Raw genomic sequence first — 24,740 nt, 5'->3', positions numbered from 1 at the left:
CTCTGTCTGCTCCCTACGAACTACGGTGAGGTCCAGGTCGTCGGATGCCCAGCTCCCCCCTGGCGAAGACCACGAGCCTGACCGTGGGCCTTCAGGGTAAGATGAGCCGGGCGCATAGTCGTGCTCACCGGTAGAGCCACAACCAGCACCCCATTGCCGTAGGTAACGTTGGCGTGTTCACCATCGACAGGCTGCTCTAGTTGTAGCTCGCGATGGTAGGCGCCAATGCTCCATTCATCGATCAGCAGCTCTTTGACGTCTTTGAGCAGGGCCCGCAAATCTCCATGCAGAATCAGGCGACCATCTCCCTGCAGCTCGATATGAATGTCATCCGGCTCCATGCCTGGCATGGGAGCGGCAATGACTAGACGGTCTTCGCTCCGGTACATTTTGACCGGGACATGGTGGATCTTCAGTCGTTCCTGCATTGCGATCCTCCTGCAAAGGAACACATCCGATTGCGTTTCTTCATTAACTCCCCTGGTCAGCCCTCTTCTCTAAGGGGCACGGGATGTAGCCACTCAGAGTGTCAGGCCCGGCTTTCAAAGCAGCCTGTTCCATTTTGGCCCAGCGCGAAAAGAATCTTTCTACAGAACAGAGCATGATCCTCATCAGATGCTTCACAGGATGGACGAAGGAGAGAGAAAAAAGTGGAGATCGCCCTCACACTTGAGGCGCTGAAAGCTCTGGCCCCCGATTACCAGGTGCTGAAGGCCGGGCAGGACCTCGCCAGCCAGGGACAGTGGCGTGCCCTCGGTCAGGATGAGCAAGCTCTCTGGGGGGAATGCCAGGGTAGTGCTCTCTACCGTGTCTGCGTGGATAAGCTGTCGCTGAGGACCTTCTGTACCTGCCCGAGCCGTAAGATTCCCTGCAAGCATAGCATCGGACTGCTCTATCTGAAGTTATTAAGCGCCGATCGCCTGCCAGCGTCACCAGCCCCACAGTGGGTCGAGGTGTGGCTTAAACGCCGCACGGCAGCGTCGAGACCGGTGGGCACTCAGCAGTCGGCAGGGGCCGAACAGGCTGGACCCGCTCGGACCGAGGCCAGGCAGCAGGAACGTCAGCAGCGCAGTTACCGACGGCAGCAACGTATGCTACAGGGTTTGGAGCGCTTCGATCTGTGGCTCACTGATGTCCTGCGCACTGGCCTGGCCGATTTGCAGGGCGAGACGCTGCGTCAGTGGGAACGGGAGGCCGCCGCGCTGGACGATGCCCAGATCCCCGGCCTGGCTTCTCGCCTGCGCAGTCTGACTACTGTCCCCTATAGCCGCCCCGACTGGCCAGAGTTCCTGCTGCGTCAGCTCGGTAGGCTGGCCCTCTTGAGCGAGGCTTTCCGCCATCTGGGGCGTTTGGACCCCGGACTGCAAGAGGATGTTCGCCAGGCCCTGGGTCTCTCCCTGCAAGCAGACGAGTTGCTCACTCGCGGGGAGCGCGTCCGCGATCGCTGGCTCTTCCTCGGTCAACGCCTGGAGCAAAGAGATCAGCTGTGGCAGCAGCGCACCTGGCTTCTCGGAGAAAGGACAGGCCGCCAGGCCCTGCTTGTGCAATATTCACCAGCAGGCAGAACGCCGATGTTTGCCGAGCGCTATCCTCTTGGCTGTCAACAGGAGGCAGAGCTGATCTTTTGGCCAAGCGCTTATCCGCAACGCGCCCGGTTGTTAGAGTATGTCAGCCCCGCAACTGCGCTGAGCAGCTCGCCAGGGGCCGCTAGCTTCGCCGCGTTTCTGGAGACGGTAGCCGCCGCCCTGGCACGCCAGCCCTGGCTTGAGCGCTTCCTGTGTGTGCTCAGCGAGGCAACGCCCATTTGTCTCGATGAGGGACAGCTTTGGTATCTACGCGATCAGGACGGGCAGGCTCTGCCCCTAAGCCGAGGCCAACACTGGCAGCTACTGGCTCTCTCGGGCGGCCATCCTCTGACCTTCATCGGCGAGTGGGACGGAGATGAGCTGTTTCCGTTGGCCGTGATTAGCCCAGGCACGGGCTTCCACGCGCTCTTCTCTATCGAGAGGTATTTGCTGCAACTACGCTAGGGAGATCAGGTCAAGTTTATGAGCCGCCTTGAGCCATTGATCCACTATGCCTTGATTGGCACACGTCAGGAGCAACCTCCCCACGAGCTTGCTCCAGCGCCTTTCGATCGGCTGCTTGAGGAGCTGCCGACAGCCCTGCCTTTGGAGCGCAAGCTCCTTTTACTGGCCGGCGCGGAGGCCCTCTATGGGCTTGCGGGGATCAGTCCCTTCCCTTTGGGTGTGATGATCACTGCCGCGCCTCCCGAGAAGCTGCCTCCCTGTTCCCCACAAGCGGCAGCCATGATCCAGCGTGTCCTGGAGCAGCCTGGCTCAGAGCAGCGGCTTCAGGCCCTGGAGCTTCTGGCTCGACACGGTTACCGTCTGCCTTTTGCCCTGTTGCCCAGGATGTTTGAAGTGGAGTCCGGCTCGGCCAGGACAGCAATGCGCTCCGTCTTTGCTCAGGTGATCGGGGAGCGTGGGCGCTGGCTGGCTCGCTTTCAGCCTGCCTGGCGCAGGCTGCTGATCAGTAGCCTGCCTGTGACCGAGCTGAATGAGCAGGAAATGGGCCTGCTCTGGCAGGAAGGAAGCCCTTCCGAACGGTTGGCCCTCCTGCGTCAGCTCCGAGTTCATGATCGCCCCCTGGCTCGCCAATGGCTTGAAGAAGCCTGGCCCAAGGAGGAGCTAGAGCGGCGGCTGGCCCTGCTTGAGACCTTTGAGATCGGGCTTGAGGAGGCCGATGAGGCTTTCCTGGAAAGGCTACGCGATCAGCGTAGTTATCATGTGCGCCGCCGGGCTGCCGGGTTGCTGGCGCGTTTGCCTTCCTCAGCCTGTCGCCGCGAGCTGCTCTCGGCGGCTCAGGGCCTGCTGCGTCGAGAGACCGGCCCCGAGGGCCAGTGTGTACGCGCCGTCCCACCAAGGGCATACTCAGAGGAGTGGCGGCGCTTCGGCATCGAGCAGAAGGAGGCCTCGCAGGAACAGCGCGCCGCGTGGCTGCAAGCTTTGATTAGCCTGGTGCCACCCAGCTATTGGGAGCAGCAGCTACAGCTCTCGCCTGCAAGCATCGTGCATGGACTTGCGAGTGACTGGCGCGCTGCGGTGCTTGTGGGCCTTATGCAAGCGACTCTGCTTCATCGCGCGCCCTCCTGGGCACGCGCGCTGCTCTCCTGGCTTGACCCGGAGACGCAGCAGCCCCTCCCTGGGGCTGAGGATCTCCTCCGTTGCCTGGATCAGCAGGAGGCAGAGGAGTTTTTGCTGCACGTGTTGGCCTCCCCTGAGCAGCGCTGGTTTGAGCGCTGGCCGGAGCTCCTGAGCAGACTGCCTGGACCGTGGAGCGCTACCTTTGGATGCCGCTTGCTTGAGTACCTGCAAAGCCGGCTTGAGCACTTGGCAAGGCTCGCAACCAGAAAGTCGCCGCTGATAGATCCTCCCAATCTCGCGGAGGAATGGCAGCAGTGGGAGAAAGGGCTTAGGATCACAAGCGGGGCTCTGCCTGAAGCTTGCTTCGACCACGCCCTGCAAGTGATCCAGGCGTCGCCTCTGCAAACCATCAGCATTTACTATGTTCAATATACTGTCATCCCATCCATCAATGCTTTTCTTGAAAAGGTAGCTTTTCTTCGAGATCTACAGCAGGAGCTGAGAAACCAATGAAAAAAGATGCGCAGCAACAGCCTCGCCGCCGAGAGCCGGCGGCCCCCACCTCCTCCGTTGAAGGGAAGGCTCAGCCTTCCCTTCAACAAGTAGCAGAGCAGAGTGTCAGTACTATCCTGCGCCAGCATGCAGAACAACAGTTTGCTGAGGAATTGGAGGCGCTGGCGAAGGTAGACAGGCGTCAGCGTCCGCCCAATTGGCTTCTTTCGCCGTGGGCCGTGCGCATCTACCTGCTCGGCGGACGCCTTGCCAACGGCTTTGAGATCTCGCCCAAGTATATCGGCAATGCGCGCCTGATTGAAATTGCCATCAGTACTCTGGCAACAGACCGCGCGCTGCTGCTTTATGGCCTGCCCGGTACAGCTAAGTCCTGGGTCAGCGAGCATCTGGCGGCGGCTATCTCCGGTGACTCAACTCTGCTCATCCAGGGGACCGCAGGTACAGATGAGAGCGCGCTCCGCTATGGCTGGAACTATGCCCGGCTACTCATCGAGGGGCCAACGCCGGCGGCCCTGGTGGCCAGCCCGCTGATGAAAGCCATGCACGAAGGAAAGCTGGCCCGCATCGAGGAGCTGACGCGTATCTCCAGCGAGGTGCAAGATACGCTGATTACCATCCTTTCCGAGAAGACGCTGCCCATTCCCGAGCTGAATACGGAGGTGCAGGCACGCAAGGGCTTCAACGTGATTGCAACCGCCAACAACCGCGATAAGGGCGTCAACGATCTCTCAAGTGCCCTGATGCGTCGCTTCAATACGGTAGTGCTTCCCCTGCCCCAAAACCTGGAGGAAGAGGTAAAGATCGTAGAGCGGCGTGTGGCAGATCTGGGCCGGGCCCTGGAGCTACCCGCTGAGAAGCCGGCTCTAGAGGAGATCCGGCGCGTGGTGACTATCTTTCGTGAGCTGCGCGAAGGGAGAACTCTCGATGGGAGCCTGAAGCTCAAGGTACCCAGCGGCACGCTCTCGACGGCGGAGGCGATTTCAGTGATTAACAGTGGCCTGGCATTGGCTGCCTATTACGGCGATGGAACGCTCAGGGCCGGCGATCTGGCCGCTGGCTTGACAGGAGCCATTGTGAAGGACCCGGTACAGGACCGCGTTGTCTGGCTGGAGTACCTGCAGACGGTGATGAAGGAGCGCAGTGGCTGGCAAGACCTCTATCGCGCCTGCCGGGAGGTGGTTTGAACAGTGAGCTTCTATCTCTTCGGCATTCGTCATCATGGCCCCGGCTGCGCGCGCAGCCTGCGCACTGCTCTCCAGGAGCTGGCTCCTGATGTGGTCCTTGTCGAAGGCCCGGCTGACGCGCAGGAGATTCTGCCGCTGCTCAATCATCCGCGTATGTGGCCACCGGTGGCTCTGCTCATCTACCGGCCCGACCAGCCCCGCCAGGCCAGCTACTACCCGCTGACGATCTTCTCTCCGGAATGGCAGGCCCTGCGCTATGCCCTGGAGCGGGGCATTACGGCCCGCTTCATTGATCTGCCCCTGGCCCTGCGCCTCGGCAGCAAAGCCCAGGAGAGAGAGCATGAAGAAACATCCCCGCAGTCATCTTGCGAAGGCAGAACTGAGGAGGAGAAAGAAGAAGAACCAACAGAGGATATCGCCGACGATCCCCTGAGCCTGCTCTCACTGGCTGCCGGCTACCACGATCATGAACTGTGGTGGGAGCAACAGATAGAGCAACGACGCAATGTACAAGGCCTCTTTGAGGGCATCCGTGAGGCCATGCGGGCGTTACGCGGCGGCAGCCCCCCACGTAGCCGGGAAGATACCTGGCGTGAAGCCCATATGCGTCAGATGTTGCGTCAGGCGCGTGCAGAGGGGTTCCAGCGCATTGCTGTCGTCTGCGGCGCCTGGCACCTGCCCGCCCTTGAGGATCTCGATGCTTTCTCCGAAGCCGACGACGGCGCCCTGCTGCAAAGCTTGCAGCCGGTACCTGTCACGGCGACCTGGATTCCCTGGAGCAACGACCGTCTGACGTATGCCAGCGGCTATGGCGCTGGCATCGCCGCCCCCGGCTGGTATGAGCTTCTCTGGTCGGCACCGGCTCAGGCCGGAACACGCTGGGTGCTCCGCGCCGCCGAGCTGTTGCGCCAGGAGGGATTTGATGTCTCCCCTGCCAGTGCGATCGAGGCTGTGCGCTTGGCCGAGGCCCTGGCAGCACTGCGTGATACGAGCGCCCCAGGTCTGGCAGAGCTGCAAGAGGCCATTCAAAGCGTGCTCTGCCGGGGAGAGACAGCCCCCATGCGCCTGATCGAAGAGCGGCTGATCATTGGCTCGCGTATGGGTAAGGTTCCCCCGGAAACGCCCGTCGTTCCTCTGCAGCGTGATCTAGAGCAACAACAGCGGCGCCTCCGCTTGAAACCTTCTCCCGAGGCCAAAGAGATTGAGCTAGATCTACGCAACGAGACAGACCGCGCCCGCAGCCGTTTGCTGCATCGACTGCGCTTGCTCGGTATTGATTGGGGGAAGCCGCAGGCCATTGGAGCCAACAAGCGCGGCACCTTCCATGAGCGCTGGTGGCTGCAATGGCAGCATGAATTTCTCCTGCTCGTGATCGAAGCCAATGTTTGGGGCAACACCCTGGAAAGTGCCGCCACGAGCTTTGCGGTCAAGACGGCAGAGCGCTGCGAGCAGTTGACGCAGCTCACCGAATTACTGGATCAGGTCCTGCTGGCTGAGCTGCCCTCAGCCGTGGCCCGGCTGCTGGAACGGATTCACGCCTGTGCCGCTCTGGCCAGCGATGTGCGTTCTCTCATGGAGGCCATGCCCGCGCTGGCCCGCGTCGCCCGCTACGGCGACGTGCGCGGGAGCGATAGGCGACAGGTGCGCGCGGTCATTGAGGCTTTCTTTGCTCGCACCGTGATCAGCTTGCCGGGCGCCTGCTTGGCTCTCGATGAGGAGGCGGCACGTACCCTGCTTGCCAGTATTCAGCAGATGGACGCTAGCATCCTCACACTCGCCGACGAACAGATGCTTGAGGAATGGTACGCCTTGCTGGAACGCTTGAGCGAGGAAGAGCATTGCCATTCCCTCCTGCGCGGCTACTTCTGTCGGCTCCTCCTGGATCGGGAGGCAATGGAGGCGGCTGCTTTGTCTAAACTGGCCCGCCGCCAGTTGTCGCCCGCTGTGCCCCTCGAAGAGGCCGCCCTTTGGCTAGAGGGCCTGCTTAGTGGGAGAGGCCAGCGCTTGCTTACACTCGATGAGCTGTGGAACACGCTCGATATCTGGTTACAGTACTTGAGTGATGAGCAGTTTATACTGCTTCTGCCGCTACTAAGGCGAGCCTTTCGAGATTTCACCGCTTCGGAGCGGCGCGCTATGGGCGAGAAGGTGCGCTATCTTTACCGCCCACGCCCAAGCCAGAACAGGAGCGACGCCGCCAGGTTCGATGAGAAGCGCGCCCGTCTGGTTCTGCCTATCTTGAGCCGTTTGCTGGAGGTATCTCTGCATGCCGATTGAAGAAAGGGAACGTCTGCGTCGCTGGAGACTCATTCTTGGCCGCGAGGCCGCCACCGCACTAGGACTGGAGGCCGGCCAGTCAGCAGAGGATCAGCTTTCTCTCAGCCCTGACGATCAGAGGATCGATCGGGCCCTGGAATTTCTCTATGACGCTGAACGCTCCGGCGGTTCGGGCGCATCAGCTCCCTACGTCCCGCACTGGCTGGAAGACATCCGTACCTACTTTCCTACTCCAGCCGTGCGCATCCTTCAGCAAGATGCCATCAAAAAACTCAATTTCCGGCAATTATTGCTAGATCCAGATTTACTGGAATCGGTCGTAGTCGATATGCAGCTCGTTACGACCCTGCTTTCTTTGAAGAGCGCCTTGCCCGAGCGCACGCGCGAGACGGCACGCTGTGTAGTGCGCAAGCTGACAGAGGAGCTGGAGCGCAAACTGGCCTATCGCCTGGAGCAGGCGGTACGCGGCAGCCTTGGCCACAGCAGCCGAACTATACGCCCGCGCTTTCCCGATATCGACTGGGACCGCACGATTCGCGCCAATCTCAAGCACTACCAGCGCGAGCGCCAGACGCTCATTCCAGAGCGCCTCATCGGGCATCAACGGCGACAGCGACGCGCCTCTCTGCGCGATATTGTGCTCTGCGTTGATCAGAGCGGCTCAATGGCGTCCTCGGTTGTCTACGCCTCGATCTTTGGGGCAACTCTGGCCTCGCTGCGAGCTGTTTCGACACGCATGATTGTCTTCGACACCGCCGTAGTTGACCTGAGTGAGCACCTGCAAGACCCGGTCGATCTGCTCTTTGGGGCGCAGCTCGGCGGCGGCACCGATATCAACCGTGCCTTGAGCTATTGTCAGCAGATTATTACGCGCCCGCGCGAAACGATCCTGGTGCTGATTACGGACCTCTACGAGGGTGGAAACGCCCAGCAGATGCTGAAGCGTGCTGCCTCGCTGCTCGACAGCGGCGTCCAGGTCATCTGCTTGCTGGCTCTGAGTGATCAGGGGACACCGGCATACCACACAGAGCTAGCGGGACGCCTGGCGGCCCTGGGCATCCCGACCTTTGCCTGTACGCCGGAGCTGTTTCCTGAGCTGATGGCCGCCGCTCTGCAGCGCCGCGACCTCACTATGTGGGCCGCCCAGCAGAATATCGCCGTCATCCGAGCAACCTCGTCCTGAGACAGCTCAGAAGGCTCCCAGCCACCTGCAGGGCGCGCGCAGCCCTTTCTCCTCTGCACGCCCTGCAGGTGGCTGTGTCCGCCGAGGCAGAGAGGAGCGGTTACTCAGCTTCTCCATCATCAGGTAAGGAGCTAAAGAGATTGTTGAGCGCTTCGGCTAAAGTGGGGTGGGCAAAAATGGCATCGCGTAGAACCGTGTAGGGGAGTTTGCCGAGCATGGCGATCTCCAGCATGGCCATGATCTCACCGCCTTCAAGGCCGAGAACAGCCGCCCCGAGAATTTGCCCGCTGTCGGCCTCAATGATGGCTTTTATGAAGCCACGCGCTTCATTGACCTCCAGAGCGCGCGCAACGGCATTCATGGGCATCTTGGCCACCCGAATGCGCAAGCCTCTAGCCCGGGCCTGAGCTTCGGTCAGTCCAATGCGCCCAAGCTGGGGATCGAGAAAGATGGTATAGGGGACGAGCCGATCACGGGTGCTCGCCTGACCGCCTTTAAGAAGATTGGCGCGCAGAATACGAAAATCATCATAAGAGATGTGAGTGAAGGCCGGGCCCACTCGGGCGTCGCCAATGGCATAGATGCCCGGCACAGTGGTTTCAAGCCGCTCGTTCACCAGGATACGCCCACGCTCGTCGGTTCGCACGCCGCAGGCTTCCAGGTTGAGCGTATCGGTATTGGGCACGCGACCAGCGGCCAGCAGCAGATGAGAAGCCCTGATCTCTCGCTCGCCTTCAGGCGTGGTTACGCTCAGCTCAAGCTGGCTGTCCGCGGCTGGCTTTACCCGCTGGGGGACACTTTCTAGCAGCAGTTCAATGCCATCCTCGCGAAGAATCTGAGCGACCGCCTCCGCTACATCCTCGTCTTCATGGGCAAGCAGGCGCTTCCCACGATGGACAATGGTAACGCGGCTGCCGAAGCGGCGAAACATCTGGCCAAATTCGAGGCCAACATAGCCCCCTCCGATGATCAGCAAGTGGGCAGGAAGATGCTCTAGCTCCATGATAGTGGTTGAATCGAAGGCGGGGACCGTTTCTAATCCTGCGAGCTTTGGCCGGGCCGGCCTGGCCCCGACGTCAATGACAATAATGCCGGCTTGCAGGCGACGGGTCGTCCCGCCGGTCAGGCGCACCTCGATCTCCCTGGGGGCCACAAAGCGGGCCTCGCCGTTGAACAGATCAAGGCCGGAGGCTCCTCGGATTCGCCGCTCGCTTCCTTGACGAAAGCTCTCGACAATGGCCCGCTTGCGCTCGCGCACAGCCCTCATGTCGACCAGCGGTTCCGTCGCGCTAAGCTCTACCCCATAGCTGGCGGCTCGGCGTGCCAGGGCTGCCATGCGAGCACTGGCAATCATGGTCTTGGTCGGTGTGCAACCAGTATTAATACAGGTGCCACCAAGATGCTCGCGCTCGATGAGAGCGGTTCTACGCCCAGCCGCAGCCAGTGCCGTGGCAAGCGGGCCCCCTCCCTGGCCGGACCCGATGATGATGGCATCGTAGGTTGCAGTTAGCTCTGTCATGCTGCCTCCTCTCTCGTCGCTGTGCACTTTCGCCGGCCCCGGCTTCTGCGGGCCGGCCGCCTTGTCTACCTACCATTCCTTGGCTGCTGGATGCATGCTACAGCCAACACGCATGGCAGCTCGCAGCCGTGTCAATGCGCCTGCTCCTCCTTCATGGATATGCAGGACCAGGACCGTGCTCCTGCCCGCGCGCTTCCCGGTGGAGACGGCAGAGAGGAGGCCTTCGGCTCAGACGACCTGAGCCCAAATGGCAATACAGAGCCAGCCTGTGCGATAGCGCTCCCACTCCCCGGGCAGTTCGCTGAGAGCTTGGGCTACCTCCGCTGGGGCAAGCCCGAGATGTCGCGTCAGCAGCGGCTGTAGATGTTGCAAGGCCTGCACTACGTCGCGGCAGAAGAGTTTGCCGGTCTGCGCTCCCCACAGAGGAGCGATGATTTCCCGCACCTGCGGAACCAGGCCAAGTTCGGCGAAGCGCTCGGGGAGTTCCAGGGCGAAGGAGAGCTGAATGCCGTGACCGAGAAAGAGCCGGCGCAGCCAGTGTTGTATCTGCAGGGTGCGAGGGCCTGGGTTGAGACACTGATCGCTCAGCTCCACCAGCTCAATCCAGCCGGCCAGCGCCGTCACGCGCTTTAACTCCGTAAGCGCCTGCCTCCAGGCAGTCAGGGGAATCGCTTCGGCCAGAAAGCGCTGATGGGTATAGTCACTGATGCCATCCTCCAAGGGTAGCCCTTCGAGCAGACTGGCCCGGAGCGCCCGACAATTGCGAGGCAGCTTGCGCAGAAGCGTCAGATTGCTATCGACGGTCACGACGCTGGACTGAGGCCAGCATCGTGCTGCCTCCTTAGCCCAGATCCCTGTACCTGTGCCCACATCTACAATGACGCGCGGATGTTCGACCGGGGCCAGAAAGTGGGTTCCCAAGAGACGATAGAAGGTATAATGCTGAAATTCCAGGCGATCCTGTTCGCCGAGGGTGCGCGGCAACAGGTAGCAATCCTGAACGTCGGGCCGGGCCTGTTCGTCCTGATAATGATTATTCAACATTAGCCTGACCTGCCTCCCTATGTTCATCACTGCCAGGACCAGATGAGAGGTCCAAGCCACAGGAGCCATTAGAATTACTGCACCGCTATTCGCGCACTTCACACGCCCACAGGTATAGCGGTGGCATCTGGCCGGTGACAGGCTGCTCATGCAGTTTCGCGCTAAGGGTAGCCAGGGAAGAGAGGAGGAGTCAAGGGCGTTATTACCGGTACGGTGCGCCGGTCCTTTCTCACTGTGCTGCCTGGTTGGCTGAGGCGGTCAGCACCTGTTTTCACCGGCATCGGCCAAGCCTATGTATGCCCGAGCCGTATGGTGAGGGCAATAGGCTCTCTCTCCTTGCTTTCTTGTTGAGAGCTGGGCTGGACCATGCGCCAGCCTGCCTTTGCCTGGATAGCCACGACGCTCTATAATACTACAAGGCAGTGCTTTCGGACGGAGGGCCGCTCGCTTTAGCGCAGCGGCCCTTAGCTTGCCGCTCCGACGTCGTGCCACAATCAGCCCCCGCGCTCCCAAGCAAGCAACGCATGGGGCGACTGCGCCACTATTTCTGCTGGATAGGAATGATTCTGAATTGATGAGGAACGCCTTTAGCAGCACTCTGGGCACAAGTACAGAGTCCGAGCCTGCGTTTTTTTCCTGGCAAGAGCGCTTATTGCCACTGCTGAGGGAGGCTCGCGAACGCGCCTTACAGAGAGGGCGCGCTGTGCTGGTCAGCGTCAGTGGTCCTCTGGCGCTCACCAGGCGACCTTTCCCTAGCGGTCCGCAGCTCGGGCGGAGCGAGGTCGCCGCTGCTGACCCAGACCGCCCAGGCGGCGCAGAGCAGCTTGCAACCTGGTCCCTCGCTTCGCCTGATCCCCTCCTGTGCTTTGCGCTCGGCCCTTCGCTTGGTTACACAGAGCGCTTCTTCTGGCAAGAGCCAGGGGAAGGACGGATCTTAGTCGGTCTGGGGAGGGCCGCCGCACTGCAGGCCCAGGGGCCAGAGCGCTTCCGACAGCTGGCCAGCGCCTGGCAGCATCTGGCGGCGGAGGCACTTGTTGAGCAGGTTCCCCCAAGCAGCGCCTCTGGCACCTGCAAACAGCCCCTGTTGTTTGGAGGTTTTGCCTTCGATCCAGAGCAGCCACGCTCAGATCTCTGGGAAGGCTTTCCCGACGGCTTGCTTGTGCTTCCCGCCTTCTTATTCATGTTCGTAGCTCCCGCGCCGACTCTTACGATCAATGTGCTGGTCGAGGCCGACAGCGATCCCCTGCAGCTAGAGACGACGATTTCGGCGCAGTTAGAGGCCCTCGCTCACACCTTGACGGCTGACGCCAGTAACACCTTTTCTCTATCCATAGCTACCGCAGCACTCCCCCCCTCTTCTCTGCATTGTGAGCCACTACTGCCGCCGGATGTCTGGATGGAGCTGGTGGCCCAGGCCGTGTCTCAAATCCGGCGCGGCGCCTATGAGAAGGTGGTCCTTGCGCGAGCCATGCGCCTACTTCGTCAGCAGGGGAGCTTCGAACCAGAGCTAGCTTTGCGGCGCCTGCGTGAGAGCTACCAGGAAGCCTATCTTTTTGCATTCAGCCACGCCGGTCGCTGCTTTCTCGGCGCCACCCCCGAACGCCTCGTACAGGCTCAAGACGGTGGCCTTGAGACGATGGCCCTGGCTGGTTCCGCTCCTCGCGGTCGCTCTCCCGAGGAGGACGAGCGCTTCGCTCGCGAGCTGCTGCAGAGTCGCAAGAATCAGAGCGAACATCGGATTGTGGTGCAGATGCTCAAGCAGGCGCTTCAGCATCTGTGTACAGAGATCAATACAGATTCAAAACCACATCTGCGCCGTCTGCAGAATATTCAGCATCTGGAGACACGTATCACTGGCAAGCTGCTGCCAGGCCGTTCCGTGCTGGAGGCCCTGGAGGAGCTGCATCCTACGCCGGCAGTCGGTGGCTTCCCGCGTGCGGCGGCTATGGCGGCGATCCGCGCCGGAGAGCGGCTCGACCGCGGCTGGTACGCTGCGCCGATCGGCTGGGTGGATGCGGCTGGTAACGGGACGTTTGCAGTGGCGCTACGCTCGGCCCTCATTCGGGATCAGGAGGCGACGCTCTTCGCCGGCGGCGGCATTGTAGCTGATTCTGATCCGGCCAGCGAGTATGCTGAGACCTGCTGGAAATTCCGCGCCATGTTAGGGGCGCTGGGAGTGAATGAAGACGATGACGAGAGCAGTTTCTAAGAGGTCGACGCCGGCCAACCCGCTCTATGCCTATGTCGGAGCCTTTGTCTCTGAGCTGCGGCGGGCAGGTATCGCCCATGTGGTGATCTGCCCCGGTTCGCGCTCAACGCCGCTCGCGCTGGCTTTCGCAGAGGAGCAGGGCATACGCGTCTGGATGCACATCGATGAGCGCGCCGCGGCTTTCTTCGCCCTCGGTATGGCCAAACGACTGGCTTCGCCTGTGGCCTTGCTCTGTACTTCGGGCACAGCGGCGGCGAACTTTTTCCCTGCCATCATCGAGGCCAAATTGACACGTGTGCCGCTAGTGGTGCTGACCGCCGATCGCCCACACGAGCTGCGCGATTGCGGAGCTCCCCAAGCGATCGATCAGAATCGCCTCTATGGTGTCTATGTGAAATGGTTTGTGGATGTGGCGCTGCCCGAGGCCACAACGCCCGCTTTGCGCTATATTCGTACGCTTGCTAATCGCGCAGTGGCCCTGGCTCGGGCCACGCCCGCCGGCCCCGTTCATCTCAATCTGCCTTTCCGCGAGCCGCTGACGCCCGAACCACAGCCCCAGCTACTTCCACCCATCAGCGAGCGCGATCCTCTGGCCTGGGAGGGACGCAACGAGCAGATCCCCTATGTGCGCGTGACCACAGCTCAGCAGGGCGGCCTGCCGCCAACCGAGATAGACCGTCTGGCCAGGCTGCTGCGCCAGCATCAGCGCGGTCTGATTGTCGCCGGACCGCAGAGCGACCTTCGTCTTGCCCCAGCGCTGCGACGCCTGGCCGAGCGCTGCGGCTATCCTCTGTTGGCCGATCCCCTCTCTCAGGTACGCAACACTGGCCAGCCTGCCGGCCCCGTTATCAGTAGCTATGACGCGTTTCTGCGCAGTGAGCGTTTCGTAGCTGAGGCCGCTCCCGATCTGGTGCTGCGTTTCGGCGCTATGCCGACCTCTAAGCCACTGCTGCTCTATCTGCAGCGCTATGCGGCGCGCCCTCTCCTGGTCATCGACGGCTCAGGTAGCTGGGAGGAGCCAACTCAGCTCGCCTGCGAAATGCTCTATGCCGATCCCGTGGCCGTCTGCGAACAGCTTGCCGAGGCGCTGGCCAATGGTGGTGAGGAGGCTGCGGGCGAGGAGCGTCAGAGCTGGCTGGCGCTCTGGCAACAGAGTGATCGCTTGACGCAGCAGGCGCTCTGTCAGACGATGGAGACCTTCACAGAGCTGTTTGAGGGCCGGGTCTTCAGCGAGCTGGCAAGCTTGTTGCCAGACGGCAGCACGCTCTATGTTGGCAATAGTATGCCTGTACGCGATCTAGATACCTTCTTTTGGAGTGAACGGCGCATCCGTTGCCTGGGCAATCGGGGCGCTAATGGCATCGATGGCGTGCTTTCGAGCGCGCTGGGTGTCAGCGCCGCTCATCAGGTGCTGGCTGATAGTGGGCCTGTCGTGTTGGTGATCGGTGATCTGGCTTTTCTCCACGATCTCAATGGCCTGATCGCCGCCCATTTGCACAAGCTGCCGCTGTTGGTCATCTTGATCAATAACGATGGGGGCGGCATCTTCTCATTCTTACCCCAGGCAGCTTACCCAGAGCACTTCGAGCAGCTGTTTGGCACCCCTACCGGCCTGGATTTCGCCCCCGCGGTGGGCATGTACGGGGGACATTTCCGCCGCGTTGCCTCGTGGGAAGAGTTCCGCAGCGCCTGCCAGGAAGGGCTGAGCCATCCCGGTCTGCAGGTGATTGAGTTACCAAGCGAGCGCACGCGCAATGTGCAACTCCATCGCCAGCTCTGGCGAGCGGTGGACCAGGCCTTGTATCCTGCGGTCAGCGAGGGAGTATAATGAAGGTACAGGTTGAGCGCCTTTTTCTCTCAGTCAATGGACTGCAGCTGAGTCTGCTCCAGGCCCACCCGGCAAAACAGGAGCGCTATCCCGTGTTAGTGCTCCTGCACGGTTTCACAGGGAGTGCTCTCGGCTGGGGTTCCTTGCTGGAGGAGCTGGCCGCTGCAGGCCTGAGAATACTGGCTTTTGACTTACACGGCCACGGCCTCTCAGATGCTCCTGCTGATCCCCAGCGCTACAGCATGGAGCATTGTCGCGCCGACCTGCTGGAGGCCTTGCGCCAGCTCGGGATTGCTCCCAATGAGGCAATCCTGTTGGGCTACTCGTTAGGCGGACGCATTGCTCTCTATTGCGCCTTCTCCGGTTTCTTCCGCGCACTCATTCTGGAAAGCGCCTCACCAGGCATCGCCGCCCCCCAGGAGCGCGAGCAACGCCGCCGTCGCGATGAGGAGCTGGCTGCCAGTATCGAGCGCGAGGGAGTGGCGGCCTTCGTAGCCCAGTGGGAGCGGCAGCCGCTCTTTGCCAGTCAACAGCGGCTGCCGGAGGCGCAGCGCGCCGCTCTGCGTGCCCAGCGCCTCGCCAACCGGGCTGAGGGGCTGGCCGGCAGCCTGCGCGGGGTGGGAACCGGCGTGCAGCCTCCTCTGCATGCCCGGCTATCAGAGCTTCGGCTCCCGGTACTCCTCATTTGTGGGTCCCTGGATGAGAAGTTCTGCGCCATCGGCAGAGAGATGGCAGCTCACCTGCCATCTGCCACGCTGGCAATTGTTCCCGAGGCCGGTCACACGGTCCATTTGGAACAGCCAGATCGCTTCCTTGAGCTGGTTCTCTCCTTCTGTTCGGCGCTACCAAGCACCTGCGAGCCGCAGTCTAAGACAGCCGCGGCCTCGTAGCACTGAGCAATCATTAATTGCAACGAAAGGGGAACAGTCAAAGCTATGCCTGTCAACTGGCAAAAGGTCTGCGATTATCAGGACATTATTTTCGAGAAAGCTGAGGGTATCGGCAAGATCACCATCAATCGCCCAGAGGTCCATAACGCCTTTCGACCAGAGACCTTGAGCGAGATGATCGACGCCTTCAACCGCTGTCGCGAGGACCCCGAGATCGGCGTGGTGATTCTGACCGGAGCCGGAACAAAAGCGTTCTGCTCGGGCGGCGATCAGCGCGTGCGCGGTGAGGGCGGCTATGTCGATCAGAGCGGTGTGCCACGCCTGAATGCCCTTGATCTGCAAAAAGTCATCAAGTATCTTCCCAAGCCTGTGATCGCCATGGTCGCCGGCTACGCCATCGGCGGCGGGCATGTTCTGCATGTGCTCTGCGACCTGACGATTGCCGCCGATAACGCGCGTTTTGGTCAGGCCGGGCCACGCGTGGGCAGTTTCGATGCTGGCTGGGGCGCAACTATGCTGGCCCGCATCGTGGGACATAAGAAGGCTCGCGAGATCTGGTATCTCTGCCGCCAGTATACCGCCCAGGAAGCTTATGAGATGGGCCTCGTTAATAAGGTCGTGCCTCTGGAGCAACTGGAGGAGGAGACGATTAAGTGGGCAAAGGAGCTGCTGGAGAAGAGTCCCACAGCCCTGCGCTTCCTGAAGGCGGCCTTCAACGCTGATACCGATGGCCTGGCCGGCCTGCAGGATCTGGCCGGCAATGCAACTATGCTGTTCTACATGACCGACGAGGGCAAGGAAGGGCGCAACGCCTTCCTCGAGAAGCGTAAGCCGGACTTCTCCAAGTTCCCGCGTTTGCCCTAGCTCGCCCGCCTTGATCAAAGGCAGGTTGTGCGCCAATGATCGCCGATCTCACGCTTGAGCGCATTGACTGGCAGGTCTACCGGTTACCGCTGCGCGCCCCTTTTCGTACCGCTCACGCTCTATTGACCGAGCGCCAGGGAGCGATCGTCAGGGTGACCAGCAGGCATGGCAGCCTGAATGGCTATGGGGAGCTGGCGCCGCTACCACCCTTTAGTCCACCGCTGAGCCACACCTTAGCTGCCCTGCCAGAGCTGGTCAGGCGCCTGGAGGGTCTCCCTCTGGCTGCCGCCCTGGCACTGCTTGACGAAGCTCAGCAGCAGGCGGAGCAGCCTTGGCCAGCGCCGGTGATGTTCGCGCTGGAGGTGGCCTTGCTTGATCTGCAGGCGCGCGCCCGGGGAGAGAGCTTGCTCTCTCCCTATGCACGGCAAGCCGTGCCTGTTAACGCTGTCATTGGGGCCGCTGCTCCCGAAGAGACGGCCCACGCCGCTCGTCAGGCAGTGGCTGCCGGCTTCCGCTGTTTGAAGCTGAAGCTGAGCGGCGACGAGCAGCAGGATAGTGCACGCCTGGCAGCGGTGCGCTCTAGCGTAGGTGACGCCATTGCCCTGCGCCTGGATGCGAACGCGAGCTGGAACTTTGCTCAGGCCGAGCGCTTGCTACGCGCCTGGGCCTCCTACGCGATCGAGTACGTCGAGCAGCCGCTTGCTGCCACTGACCTGGAGGGACTGCGCCAGCTACGCCGTCGCTCACCTATACCTATCGCAGCGGATGAGAGCCTGAGCAGCCTGGAAAGCGCCCGTCAGATCATGGACCTGGAGGCTGCCGATGTGCTGATCCTCAAGCCGCAGTTTCTGGGCGGCCTCCGAACCGCTCTGCGGCTCGTCGAGGAGGCCTCGGCCCGCGGGGTGGGCTGCGTCATCACCAGCGCCCTGGAGGCCGGCATCGGCGTCTGCGCCGCTCTGCACCTGGCCGCCGCTCACCCCGCCCTGACTCAGGCCGCCGGCCTGGGGACGCTCACCTTGCTGACAAGCGATCTACTCAGTAAACCGCTGACGCTTGAGGCCGGCCTGCTGCAGGTGCCAGTAGGGCCAGGCCTGGGCGTCAGCCCCGATCAGGCCGCCCTGGCACACTATTCTGTACTATAAGAAGCACGATCTGAAGAGCAGAGGAAAGGAGGGGCAAAGCAAGCAGCATGTCCGTCGACCTGCTCCCGAGCACAGCGAGTACTCAGCTTATGCCCGACTGGCTGCAGCGCTGTGCAGAAAATCGCCCCCAGCATCTGGCCGTACAGAGCGGAGCCGTGCGCTGGAGCTTCGCCGAACTAGCCCAGCAGGCCACGCGTCTGGCAGAACAACTAGCCGCCCTTGGGGTCACCACTGGCAGCCGTGTTGCCCTGCTTGCGGCGAACAGCCCCGCCTTTGTCGCCTGTGTTCATGCCCTGACGCGTCTGCGCGCCATCCTTGTACCGCTGAACATCCGCCTGAGCGAGGCAGAGCTACGCTGGCAGCTTCAGGACGCCCAGGTCAGCCTTTTACTGAGCGATGCCACCCAAGCCTCCCGTGCCCAGCGTCTGGCCACAAGCCTGCCGCACCTTGCCCATGCCAGCCTGCGGCTCCAGCCCAATGGCTCCGTCGAGCTTGATCCCCCTCCCGAAGGGGCAGCGTCAACAGGGTTCACCCCCTCACTGCTGATCGACCTCAACGCCGTCCAGGCTATCATGTATACCTCGGGCACCACGGGAGAGCCGAAAGGCGTCCTCATCACCTACGGGATGCAATGGTGGAACGCTGTTGGCTCAGCCCTCAATCTAGGGCACCATCTCGACGATTGTTGGCTGGCCTGCCTCCCCTTCTTCCATATTGGCGGCCTGACGATCATCATGCGCAGCGTCATCTATGGCATCAGCATCAATGTTCACGAGAAATTCGATCCTCTGGCCGTCAACCGCTCTATTTTCAGCGAGGGCGTCACCATTATCTCAGTAGTGGCCGTGATGCTGCAGCGCATGCTAGACGCCCTGGAGCACGAGCGACCCGGGGAGCGCTACCCGGAGCACTTGCGCTGCGTGCTGCTTGGGGGCGGACCGGCGCCGCGCCCTTTGCTGGAAGCCTGTGCCGCGCGCGGCATTCCCGTCGTTCAGACCTACGGTCTCACCGAAGCCTGCTCACAGGCGGCGACGCTCTCGCCCGCTGATGCCCTGCGTAAACTCGGTTCCGCCGGGCGCCCACTACCGCCAGTTCAGCTAGAGATCCGCCAGGACGGTCGGCGAGCCGCCCCCGGCGAGGCAGGCATGATCTATCTCAAGGGACCAACCATTACGCCGGGCTATGCTAACCGCCCAGAGGCCACCCACGAGGCCCTCCAGGATGGCTGGCTGGCAACAGGCGATATCGGCTACCTGGATGAAGAGGGCTATCTGTACGTCCTTGACCGCCGCTCCGACCTGATCATTTCTGGCGGCGAGAATATCTATCCGGCAGAAATCGAGGCGGCCCTACTCAGCCATCCCGCCGTTGCAGAGGCCGGCGTTTGCGCTCAGCCCGATCCCCAATGGGGTCAGGTCCCGATCGCCTTCGTACGCCTGCGGCCCAACCAGACAGCCAGCCCCGAAGCGCTGCTCGCCTATCTGCAGACACGCCTGGCGCGCTATAAGCTGCCGCGCGCTATCCATTTTGTGGCCGAGCTACCCCGCAACTCCTCCGGCAAACTGCTGCGCCGCCAGCTTCCCTCTCTGCTCAGTCATGCGGTAGACTGATAGCAGAGAGGCCGCCTGAGTACAGTGGCTCTCGCGGCATGGCAGCCGTCTCCATATCCCGCGCCACACAGCAAAGGAGACACAGGCAGCAAAGACGAAAGGAGCTTGAGCGATGCAGCGTATTGCCTTCTTGATGAGCGTAAAGCCCGGCTACGAGGAGGAATATAAGCGCCGCCACGATGAGATCTGGCCAGAAATGCTGGAGGCATTGCGCCGCGCCGGCGCCCGCAACTACAGCATCTTCCGTCACGGTACTCAGCTCTTCGCCTACCTGGAGACCGACGATTTTGAACGCATGGCCAAAACGCTGGCCGAGGACCCGGTCAATCAACGCTGGCAGCAGTGGATGGCTGAGATCATGACCCAAGAAATCGATCCGCACACGCATTGGCCTCCGCTATTACCCGAAATGTTTCACATGGATTAGCTCACCCAATCGCGATAGCCACCTGGTGTAGGGCCGTTTGAACCCCGGAGCGTTCTACGGCCCTCCTTGCCCTCATCTCTTCCTCGCTCTGCAAGGCCCTTGAGCCTTGCCTGCCATCCTCTGCAGCTACTGTATCCCCCGGCCAGAGTTCATCGTGTCTCAAAGAGACGGGGCTCTACCCGCAGAAACGTAAGTGGGATCACCTTGTCAGCATCCCAGTGAATGACGGAGGCTATGATGCCAGACAAGCAGCCCCTCAAAGGGGTCAGCGAAAAAGAAGAGCGACAGTACGAACACATCAAAGAAGAAGCGGAGAAGAGCGGGCGCTACGGTAAGCGCGCCCGCGAGGTAGCCGCACGTACGGTAATGAAGCAACATCGCGAGAAGGGGCATAAAAAAGGCGAATAACCTTCTGCCCACCATTCGCCAGCCACAGGCCGCTCGTTGGCGGAGAGAGGGAAGCCATCTGCCTGTTCCCAGGCAGAGGAGAGCTTTCCTCTCAGCCAGGGCCAGCCCTGCTCAGAGACAGCGGAGGAAGTTGCCCAAACAGATTAACACCGGGTCCCCGACAAATCCTGCTCCGCTCCCGTCCCCTCCTCAGCAAGACGGCTTCTGAAGCCATCTCCTCTTGACACCCCAGCCGTTATCACCTATAACTAAACCAACAACAACCTGTAAGGTTTCAGTCCCCTCCTGGGCGGACGGGACCGGCGAGGCACGTTCTTCCTTGCAACTACCATCCTTACTGGTCTGCAGGGCAAGCAGGCGTCAACCAGACCAAGTGAAAGCCTGTCCCTCTGTCCCCACCAGGAAGGCCACCAGAGCAGAGCAACCAGGGCAGGCAGTGCGGCCAGAGCAGGCAATGCCGACAAGCCAAGAGCCAGCGCAGGCGGAGGCCTATCCCCCAGCGCCCTTCAACTTCAGAGAGAGCAGCAACACAAAGCACAAGCCAAGCAATGCCAGATAGCTAGCAAAGCGACAGGAGTAGAAAGCGATGGTCCCATCAGCAACACCGGTACCAGTCCTGCGCAACTACATTGGCGGCACCTGGCGCCAGGCCGACGCCAGCGAGACCCTCGAAGTGCGCAATCCTGCTACAGATGAAGTGCTGGCCTATGTTCCCCTCAGCAATGCCCACGACGTTGATGCTGCCGTTGCCAGCGCCACCGCCGCCTTTCCCGACTGGCGCGCCACGCCACCCCAGGAGCGCGCCCGCTATCTCTTCAAGCTGCGCGCGTTGCTTGACGAGCAGCGCGAAGAACTGGCGCGCCTCATCACCACCGAAATGGGCAAAACCCTCGACGATGCCCGCGGCGAGGTCCAGCGCGGCATCGAGAACGTCGAAACCGCCTGCGGCATTCCCTCACTCATGATGGGCTATGGACTGGAGGACGGAGCCGCGCGCGGCATCGATGAGGAAGTCATCTACCAGCCCCTAGGCGTCTGCGCCGCCATCACCCCCTTCAACTTTCCCTTCATGATCGCCTTCTGGTTCTGGCCTTACGCCGTTGCCTGCGGCAATACCTTTATTGTCAAGCCCTCCGAACAAGATCCTCTTGTCCAACAACGAGTCTTTGAACTCATTGACCAGGTCGGTTTTCCACCAGGCGTCATCAACCTTGTCAACGGCGGCAAAGAGACCGTCAACGCCCTGCTCGACCATCCCCAGATCAAGGCCATCTCCTTTGTCGGCTCAACCAAAACCGCCGAGTATGTTTACGCCCGCGCAGCCGCCCAGGGCAAACGCGTGCAGGCCTCTGGAGGAGCCAAAAACGCCATCGTCGTCATGCCCGATGCCGACCTCGATAGTCACCTGGGCACGATCATGAACTCCTGTTTTGGCGCCGCCGGTCAGCGCTGCCTGGCGAACTCGCTCATCATGCCCGTTGGCGAGGCCCACGCCGGCACGCGCCAGCGCCTGACAGAAGCAGCCTCCCGCCTGCGCCTCGGCAACGGCCTTGAGCCTGGTGTCGATATGGGGCCTGTCGTCTCGGCCCAGGCCCGCGATCGCATCGTAGCCATGATCAGCCAGGGAATCGCCGAAGGCGCTCAGCCAGCCCTCGACGGGCGCCACATCCGTGTCCCCGCCTATCCCCGCGGCTACTTTGTCGGTCCAACTATCCTGGATGAGGTGCGCCCCAGCATGCGCGTTTACCGCGAGGAGATCTTTGGCCCCGTCGTCAGCATCACGCCAGTCTCAAGCCTCGACGAGGCCATCGCCCTCATTAACGCCGGCGACTACGGCAACGCCGCCTCAATCTTTACCCGCAGCGGGGCCGCAGCTCGCGAATTTCGCTATCGCGTCGAGGTTGGCAACGTCGGCATCAATATCGGTGTAGCGGCACCAATGGCCTACTTTCCCTTCAGCGGAGCCAAGCGCTCCTTCTTCGGCGCCCTTCACCCCCAGGGACGCGACGCCGTACGCTTCTTCACCGAGAGCAAGGTGGTGATCTCGCGTTGGGTCAGCGGCGATGGCAGCCGCGTCAGCGGCATCGGACGCTAGCCGAAGACCCATAGCATGGCCAGCTTGCGACCGGCCGTTCAGCCGCCAGCCGCTCCCCCCAGCGGGAGGCGGGCGCCAGGAGTAAAGGCGTCCGCCAATTTTTGGTCTAGTGGTCTAGATGTCTTGACAGATCGCGGCGGAGTGAGTATAGTTTCTAGAGAACTGGTCTAGACGATTGATCATATTTCTCAAGAGAGGGGTCGGAGGCAGAGCAGAGCTGCACCGACCGGGAAAGGAGTGAGCAGAGGCGGGCACGGCGCGAGCAGCGAGCGCGAGAAAAGAGGAGAGGACGAAGAGCAAGCGCCCGTGAAACCGATCCGCAGAGACACGAGAAGGGCACAGATCACCCCCAAGCGATCGACAACCCAGAGCGGCTCAGCTTGGCCGCCCGGGGCGAGGCGAAGCCAGCAACGTTCCCGGAGGTGGCAAAAGCGAGAGAGCACAGACACCCTTCTTCCCAGAGGGAGAGCAAGCGAGGGCAGGTTAACGCCCAATGACGGGGCGCGACCATTTCAGTGTCGAGCAGGCCCACGCGGAGCATTACCAAGCGGTAGAAACTCACCGTATTTCAAGAGCCGTTACAGGAGGTTCTTTGTGTTTGGCAACCCAGCACGCACAACTGGCATGAAGCTCAAGGCCGGCACGCTGTGTCTCAGCCTCCTGGCCGTTCTCGTGCTGCTGCTCACAGCCTGCGGCGGGAGCAGCACACAGAGCAGCCAGTCCGGCAAAAAGGTCCTCACCCTGGCTGCTCAAGCCAGCGCCTTTACCGACCAGGGTTTCAACCCCTATGCCTCCACGCCCAACATCGGCATCAATGGCTTTGTCTACGAGCCACTCGAATTCTGCAACGTCAACGACAACACCTATCATCCCTTGCTGGCACTCAGCCACCAATTCAACAGCGACTACACCCAGGTCACCTTCCACCTGCGGCAGGGAGTGAAATGGAACGACGGCCAGCCCTTTAGCGCCGACGACGTCGTCTTCACCTTCAACGCCCTGAAGCAATACCCCGCCGCAGACCTGAACGGCGACTGGGGCTATCTCAAGAGCGTCACTGCTCCCGATGCCAACACAGTCGTCATGACCTTCCAGAAGCCCTTCCCTGGCGCCCTCTACTACATCGCCGGCCTCACGGTCATCATTCCCAAGCATATCTTCGAATCGGTTGGCGACGTCACCAAGTACTACAACAGCAAGCCTGTCGGCACCGGACCTTTCGTCGTCGCCAAATACACACCAGATCTTCTGGTGCTTGACAAGAACCCCAACTACTATCAGGCCAACCTCGTCAAGGTTGACGAAATCAAGGAGCCGCGCTACAAAGACAACGACGCCTTCAAGCTGGTCATGCCCACGGGCCAGGTCGACTGGTCGGGCTACTATGCAGATAACCTGCAGCAGAACTTTGTCGCCAAGGACCCGCAGCACTTCCACTACTTCATGGCGCCGGTGGACGAGTTTGGCATTTTCATCGACGTGCATGATCCGCTGCTAAGCGATGTGGCAGTGCGCAAGGCGATCAGCGTGGCCATTGACCGGCAAGCGGCGGCTCAGCAAGGCGAGTCAGGTCTCGTGCCCCCTGTTCCCCAGAGCGGGCTGCTGCCCACGCCAGGCAACCAGCAATATGTTCTGCCAGAGTACGCCAACCTGCCTACTACACCAAACCCCAGCCAGGCCCAGCAGATTCTCAAGAGCGCCGGCTACACCCAGGGGAGCGATGGCATCTTCACCAAGAATGGTCAGCGTCTCTCCTTCGAGCTGATCTCGGTCGCTGAATACTCTGACTGGAACAAGTGGGCCCAGGTAGTGCAGAGCAACCTGAAAGCTGCCGGCATTGACATCCACATCAAACTCATGCCGGAAGCGCAGTATCTAACCTTCCGCGCGGGAGCCAAGCCCTACCAGTTGATGATCAGCGGAGTGGGCGGCGGCCCAACCCCCTACTTCATCTACAACGGGACCCTGAGCAGCCAGAGCATTCCGCCCAACGGGCGCAACAGCAGCTACTGGAAGGACGCCCAGACCGATAAGCTCCTCCAGCAGTTCGCCTCGACGATGGACCCGACGGCCCAGAAACAGGCTATTCAGGGTCTGGAGCGCATCATGGTCGAGCAGGTGCCCTGGATTCCGGTAGTGGCCGGCGCCCGCTGGTTCGAGTACAATACCATGCGCTTCACTGGCTGGCCTGATCAACAGAACCAATACGCCGTCGGCTCACCCTACTCTTATCCCGATAACGAGATTATCGTCATGCATCTACAGCCCGTTTCGTAGGCTCTCTTCCCTACTTCCGGGACCTGTCGAGCAGCGGAATGGCCTCTCACCCCTACCCCAGAGAGGCCATTCCCTTGTCTGAGGGAAATCAGACCAGATGGAGGGCAGGGAGCTGCGATTGATC

General features: G+C 61.4%; 18 protein-coding genes. 15 read left to right on the top strand and 3 right to left on the bottom strand.

What is annotated here, in order from left to right; translation table 11 throughout:
- Nucleotides 1-20: 20 nt before the first annotated feature.
- Entirely contained in the window at nt 21-428 is a 408-nt protein-coding gene (locus AC6H1L_RS20700; RefSeq protein ID WP_497599347.1) for an Hsp20/alpha crystallin family protein, read from the bottom strand.
- Nucleotides 429-650: 222 nt separating this feature from the next.
- Here AC6H1L_RS20700 and AC6H1L_RS20695 point away from each other — a divergent pair, with 222 nt between their 5' ends.
- Genes AC6H1L_RS20695 through AC6H1L_RS20675 form a run of 5 tightly spaced genes read left to right on the top strand, consistent with a single transcriptional unit; the run spans nt 651 to nt 8,303 of the window.
- Nucleotides 651-2,030 (top strand): SWIM zinc finger family protein, encoded by a 1,380-nt coding sequence (locus AC6H1L_RS20695; RefSeq protein ID WP_497599346.1) that lies wholly within the window; start codon nt 651-653, stop codon nt 2,028-2,030.
- Between the two features lie 18 nt (nt 2,031-2,048).
- The gene (locus AC6H1L_RS20690; RefSeq protein WP_497599345.1) at nt 2,049-3,659 is read left to right on the top strand and encodes a DUF5691 domain-containing protein; all 1,611 of its coding nucleotides are present in this window, start codon (nt 2,049-2,051) and stop codon (nt 3,657-3,659) included.
- Nucleotides 3,656-4,843 (top strand): ATP-binding protein, encoded by a 1,188-nt coding sequence (locus tag AC6H1L_RS20685; protein WP_497599344.1) that lies wholly within the window; start codon nt 3,656-3,658, stop codon nt 4,841-4,843. The genes AC6H1L_RS20690 and AC6H1L_RS20685 overlap by 4 nt, the downstream gene beginning before the upstream one ends.
- Nucleotides 4,844-4,846: 3 nt before the next feature.
- The gene (locus AC6H1L_RS20680; protein ID WP_497599343.1) at nt 4,847-7,120 is read left to right on the top strand and encodes a DUF5682 family protein; all 2,274 of its coding nucleotides are present in this window, start codon (nt 4,847-4,849) and stop codon (nt 7,118-7,120) included.
- Complete coding sequence (locus AC6H1L_RS20675) at nt 7,110-8,303, top strand: VWA domain-containing protein (protein ID WP_497599342.1); 1,194 nt, start codon at nt 7,110-7,112, stop codon at nt 8,301-8,303. Before AC6H1L_RS20680 ends, AC6H1L_RS20675 begins: the two co-directional genes overlap by 11 nt.
- A 100-nt stretch (nt 8,304-8,403) precedes the next feature.
- Here AC6H1L_RS20675 and AC6H1L_RS20670 read toward each other — a convergent pair whose 3' ends face one another.
- Nucleotides 8,404-9,822 (bottom strand): mercuric reductase, encoded by a 1,419-nt coding sequence (locus tag AC6H1L_RS20670; protein ID WP_497599341.1) that lies wholly within the window; start codon nt 9,820-9,822, stop codon nt 8,404-8,406.
- A 228-nt stretch (nt 9,823-10,050) separates the two neighbouring features.
- Nucleotides 10,051-10,866, bottom strand: a complete 816-nt coding sequence (locus AC6H1L_RS20665) for a class I SAM-dependent methyltransferase (RefSeq protein ID WP_497599340.1) — start codon at nt 10,864-10,866, stop codon at nt 10,051-10,053.
- Between the two features lie 652 nt (nt 10,867-11,518).
- On the opposite strand from AC6H1L_RS20665, the gene AC6H1L_RS20660 reads away from it, so the two are divergent.
- The 10 genes from AC6H1L_RS20660 to AC6H1L_RS20615 all read left to right on the top strand — a co-directional run bounded on the left by AC6H1L_RS20660 (nt 11,519) and on the right by AC6H1L_RS20615 (nt 24,616).
- Nucleotides 11,519-13,075 (top strand): isochorismate synthase, encoded by a 1,557-nt coding sequence (locus AC6H1L_RS20660; RefSeq protein WP_497599339.1) that lies wholly within the window; start codon nt 11,519-11,521, stop codon nt 13,073-13,075.
- Nucleotides 13,056-14,903 carry a 2-succinyl-5-enolpyruvyl-6-hydroxy-3-cyclohexene-1-carboxylic-acid synthase gene (menD, locus tag AC6H1L_RS20655; protein WP_497599338.1) on the top strand — a complete coding sequence of 616 codons (1,848 nt, stop codon included), beginning with the start codon at nt 13,056-13,058 and terminating at the stop codon, nt 14,901-14,903. Before AC6H1L_RS20660 ends, menD begins: the two co-directional genes overlap by 20 nt.
- On the top strand, nt 14,903-15,793 hold the full coding sequence (menH, locus tag AC6H1L_RS20650) for a 2-succinyl-6-hydroxy-2,4-cyclohexadiene-1-carboxylate synthase (protein ID WP_497599337.1): 891 nt from the start codon (nt 14,903-14,905) through the stop codon (nt 15,791-15,793). Before menD ends, menH begins: the two co-directional genes overlap by 1 nt.
- 45 nt (nt 15,794-15,838) lie before the next feature.
- Nucleotides 15,839-16,657: a 1,4-dihydroxy-2-naphthoyl-CoA synthase gene (menB, locus tag AC6H1L_RS20645; RefSeq protein ID WP_297160881.1), complete on the top strand. Its 819-nt coding sequence runs from the start codon at nt 15,839-15,841 to the stop codon at nt 16,655-16,657.
- A 35-nt stretch (nt 16,658-16,692) separates the two neighbouring features.
- Complete coding sequence (gene menC / locus AC6H1L_RS20640; RefSeq protein WP_497599336.1) at nt 16,693-17,799, top strand: o-succinylbenzoate synthase; 1,107 nt, start codon at nt 16,693-16,695, stop codon at nt 17,797-17,799.
- Between the two features lie 47 nt (nt 17,800-17,846).
- Nucleotides 17,847-19,409, top strand: a complete 1,563-nt coding sequence (locus AC6H1L_RS20635; RefSeq protein ID WP_497599335.1) for an o-succinylbenzoate--CoA ligase — start codon at nt 17,847-17,849, stop codon at nt 19,407-19,409.
- A gap of 112 nt (nt 19,410-19,521) precedes the next feature.
- A complete protein-coding gene (locus AC6H1L_RS20630) occupies nt 19,522-19,836 on the top strand; it encodes an L-rhamnose mutarotase (protein ID WP_497599334.1) in 315 nt (104 codons plus the stop codon).
- A gap of 234 nt (nt 19,837-20,070) precedes the next feature.
- Nucleotides 20,071-20,244 carry a hypothetical protein gene (locus AC6H1L_RS20625; RefSeq protein WP_497599333.1) on the top strand — a complete coding sequence of 58 codons (174 nt, stop codon included), beginning with the start codon at nt 20,071-20,073 and terminating at the stop codon, nt 20,242-20,244.
- A 586-nt stretch (nt 20,245-20,830) separates the two neighbouring features.
- The gene (locus AC6H1L_RS20620) at nt 20,831-22,339 is read left to right on the top strand and encodes a CoA-acylating methylmalonate-semialdehyde dehydrogenase (RefSeq protein ID WP_497599332.1); all 1,509 of its coding nucleotides are present in this window, start codon (nt 20,831-20,833) and stop codon (nt 22,337-22,339) included.
- 594 nt (nt 22,340-22,933) lie between these two features.
- A complete protein-coding gene (locus AC6H1L_RS20615) occupies nt 22,934-24,616 on the top strand; it encodes an ABC transporter substrate-binding protein (RefSeq protein WP_497599331.1) in 1,683 nt (560 codons plus the stop codon).
- The last annotated feature ends 124 nt before the right edge of the window (nt 24,617-24,740 follow it).

This window comes from Thermogemmatispora argillosa (assembly GCF_059696725.1).
The sequence above is the reverse complement of the archived record's forward strand: the minus strand, read 5'-3'. Positions and strand labels throughout refer to the sequence as shown.

Excerpts from the sequence above, each read along its gene's own strand:
- AC6H1L_RS20700 (WP_497599347.1), bottom strand. The coding sequence starts at position 428 with ATGCAGGAACGACTGAAGATCCACCATGTCCCGGTCAAAATGTACCGG.
- AC6H1L_RS20690 (WP_497599345.1), top strand. The coding sequence starts at position 2,049 with ATGAGCCGCCTTGAGCCATTGATCCACTATGCCTTGATTGGCACACGT.
- AC6H1L_RS20685 (WP_497599344.1), top strand. The coding sequence starts at position 3,656 with ATGAAAAAAGATGCGCAGCAACAGCCTCGCCGCCGAGAGCCGGCGGCC.
- AC6H1L_RS20675 (WP_497599342.1), top strand. The coding sequence starts at position 7,110 with ATGCCGATTGAAGAAAGGGAACGTCTGCGTCGCTGGAGACTCATTCTT.
- AC6H1L_RS20670 (WP_497599341.1), bottom strand. The coding sequence starts at position 9,822 with ATGACAGAGCTAACTGCAACCTACGATGCCATCATCATCGGGTCCGGC.
- AC6H1L_RS20665 (WP_497599340.1), bottom strand. The coding sequence starts at position 10,866 with ATGTTGAATAATCATTATCAGGACGAACAGGCCCGGCCCGACGTTCAG.
- menD (WP_497599338.1), top strand. The coding sequence starts at position 13,056 with ATGACGAGAGCAGTTTCTAAGAGGTCGACGCCGGCCAACCCGCTCTAT.
- menH (WP_497599337.1), top strand. The coding sequence starts at position 14,903 with ATGAAGGTACAGGTTGAGCGCCTTTTTCTCTCAGTCAATGGACTGCAG.
- menB (WP_297160881.1), top strand. The coding sequence starts at position 15,839 with ATGCCTGTCAACTGGCAAAAGGTCTGCGATTATCAGGACATTATTTTC.
- menC (WP_497599336.1), top strand. The coding sequence starts at position 16,693 with ATGATCGCCGATCTCACGCTTGAGCGCATTGACTGGCAGGTCTACCGG.
- AC6H1L_RS20635 (WP_497599335.1), top strand. The coding sequence starts at position 17,847 with ATGTCCGTCGACCTGCTCCCGAGCACAGCGAGTACTCAGCTTATGCCC.
- AC6H1L_RS20630 (WP_497599334.1), top strand. The coding sequence starts at position 19,522 with ATGCAGCGTATTGCCTTCTTGATGAGCGTAAAGCCCGGCTACGAGGAG.
- AC6H1L_RS20625 (WP_497599333.1), top strand. The coding sequence starts at position 20,071 with ATGATGCCAGACAAGCAGCCCCTCAAAGGGGTCAGCGAAAAAGAAGAG.
- AC6H1L_RS20620 (WP_497599332.1), top strand. The coding sequence starts at position 20,831 with ATGGTCCCATCAGCAACACCGGTACCAGTCCTGCGCAACTACATTGGC.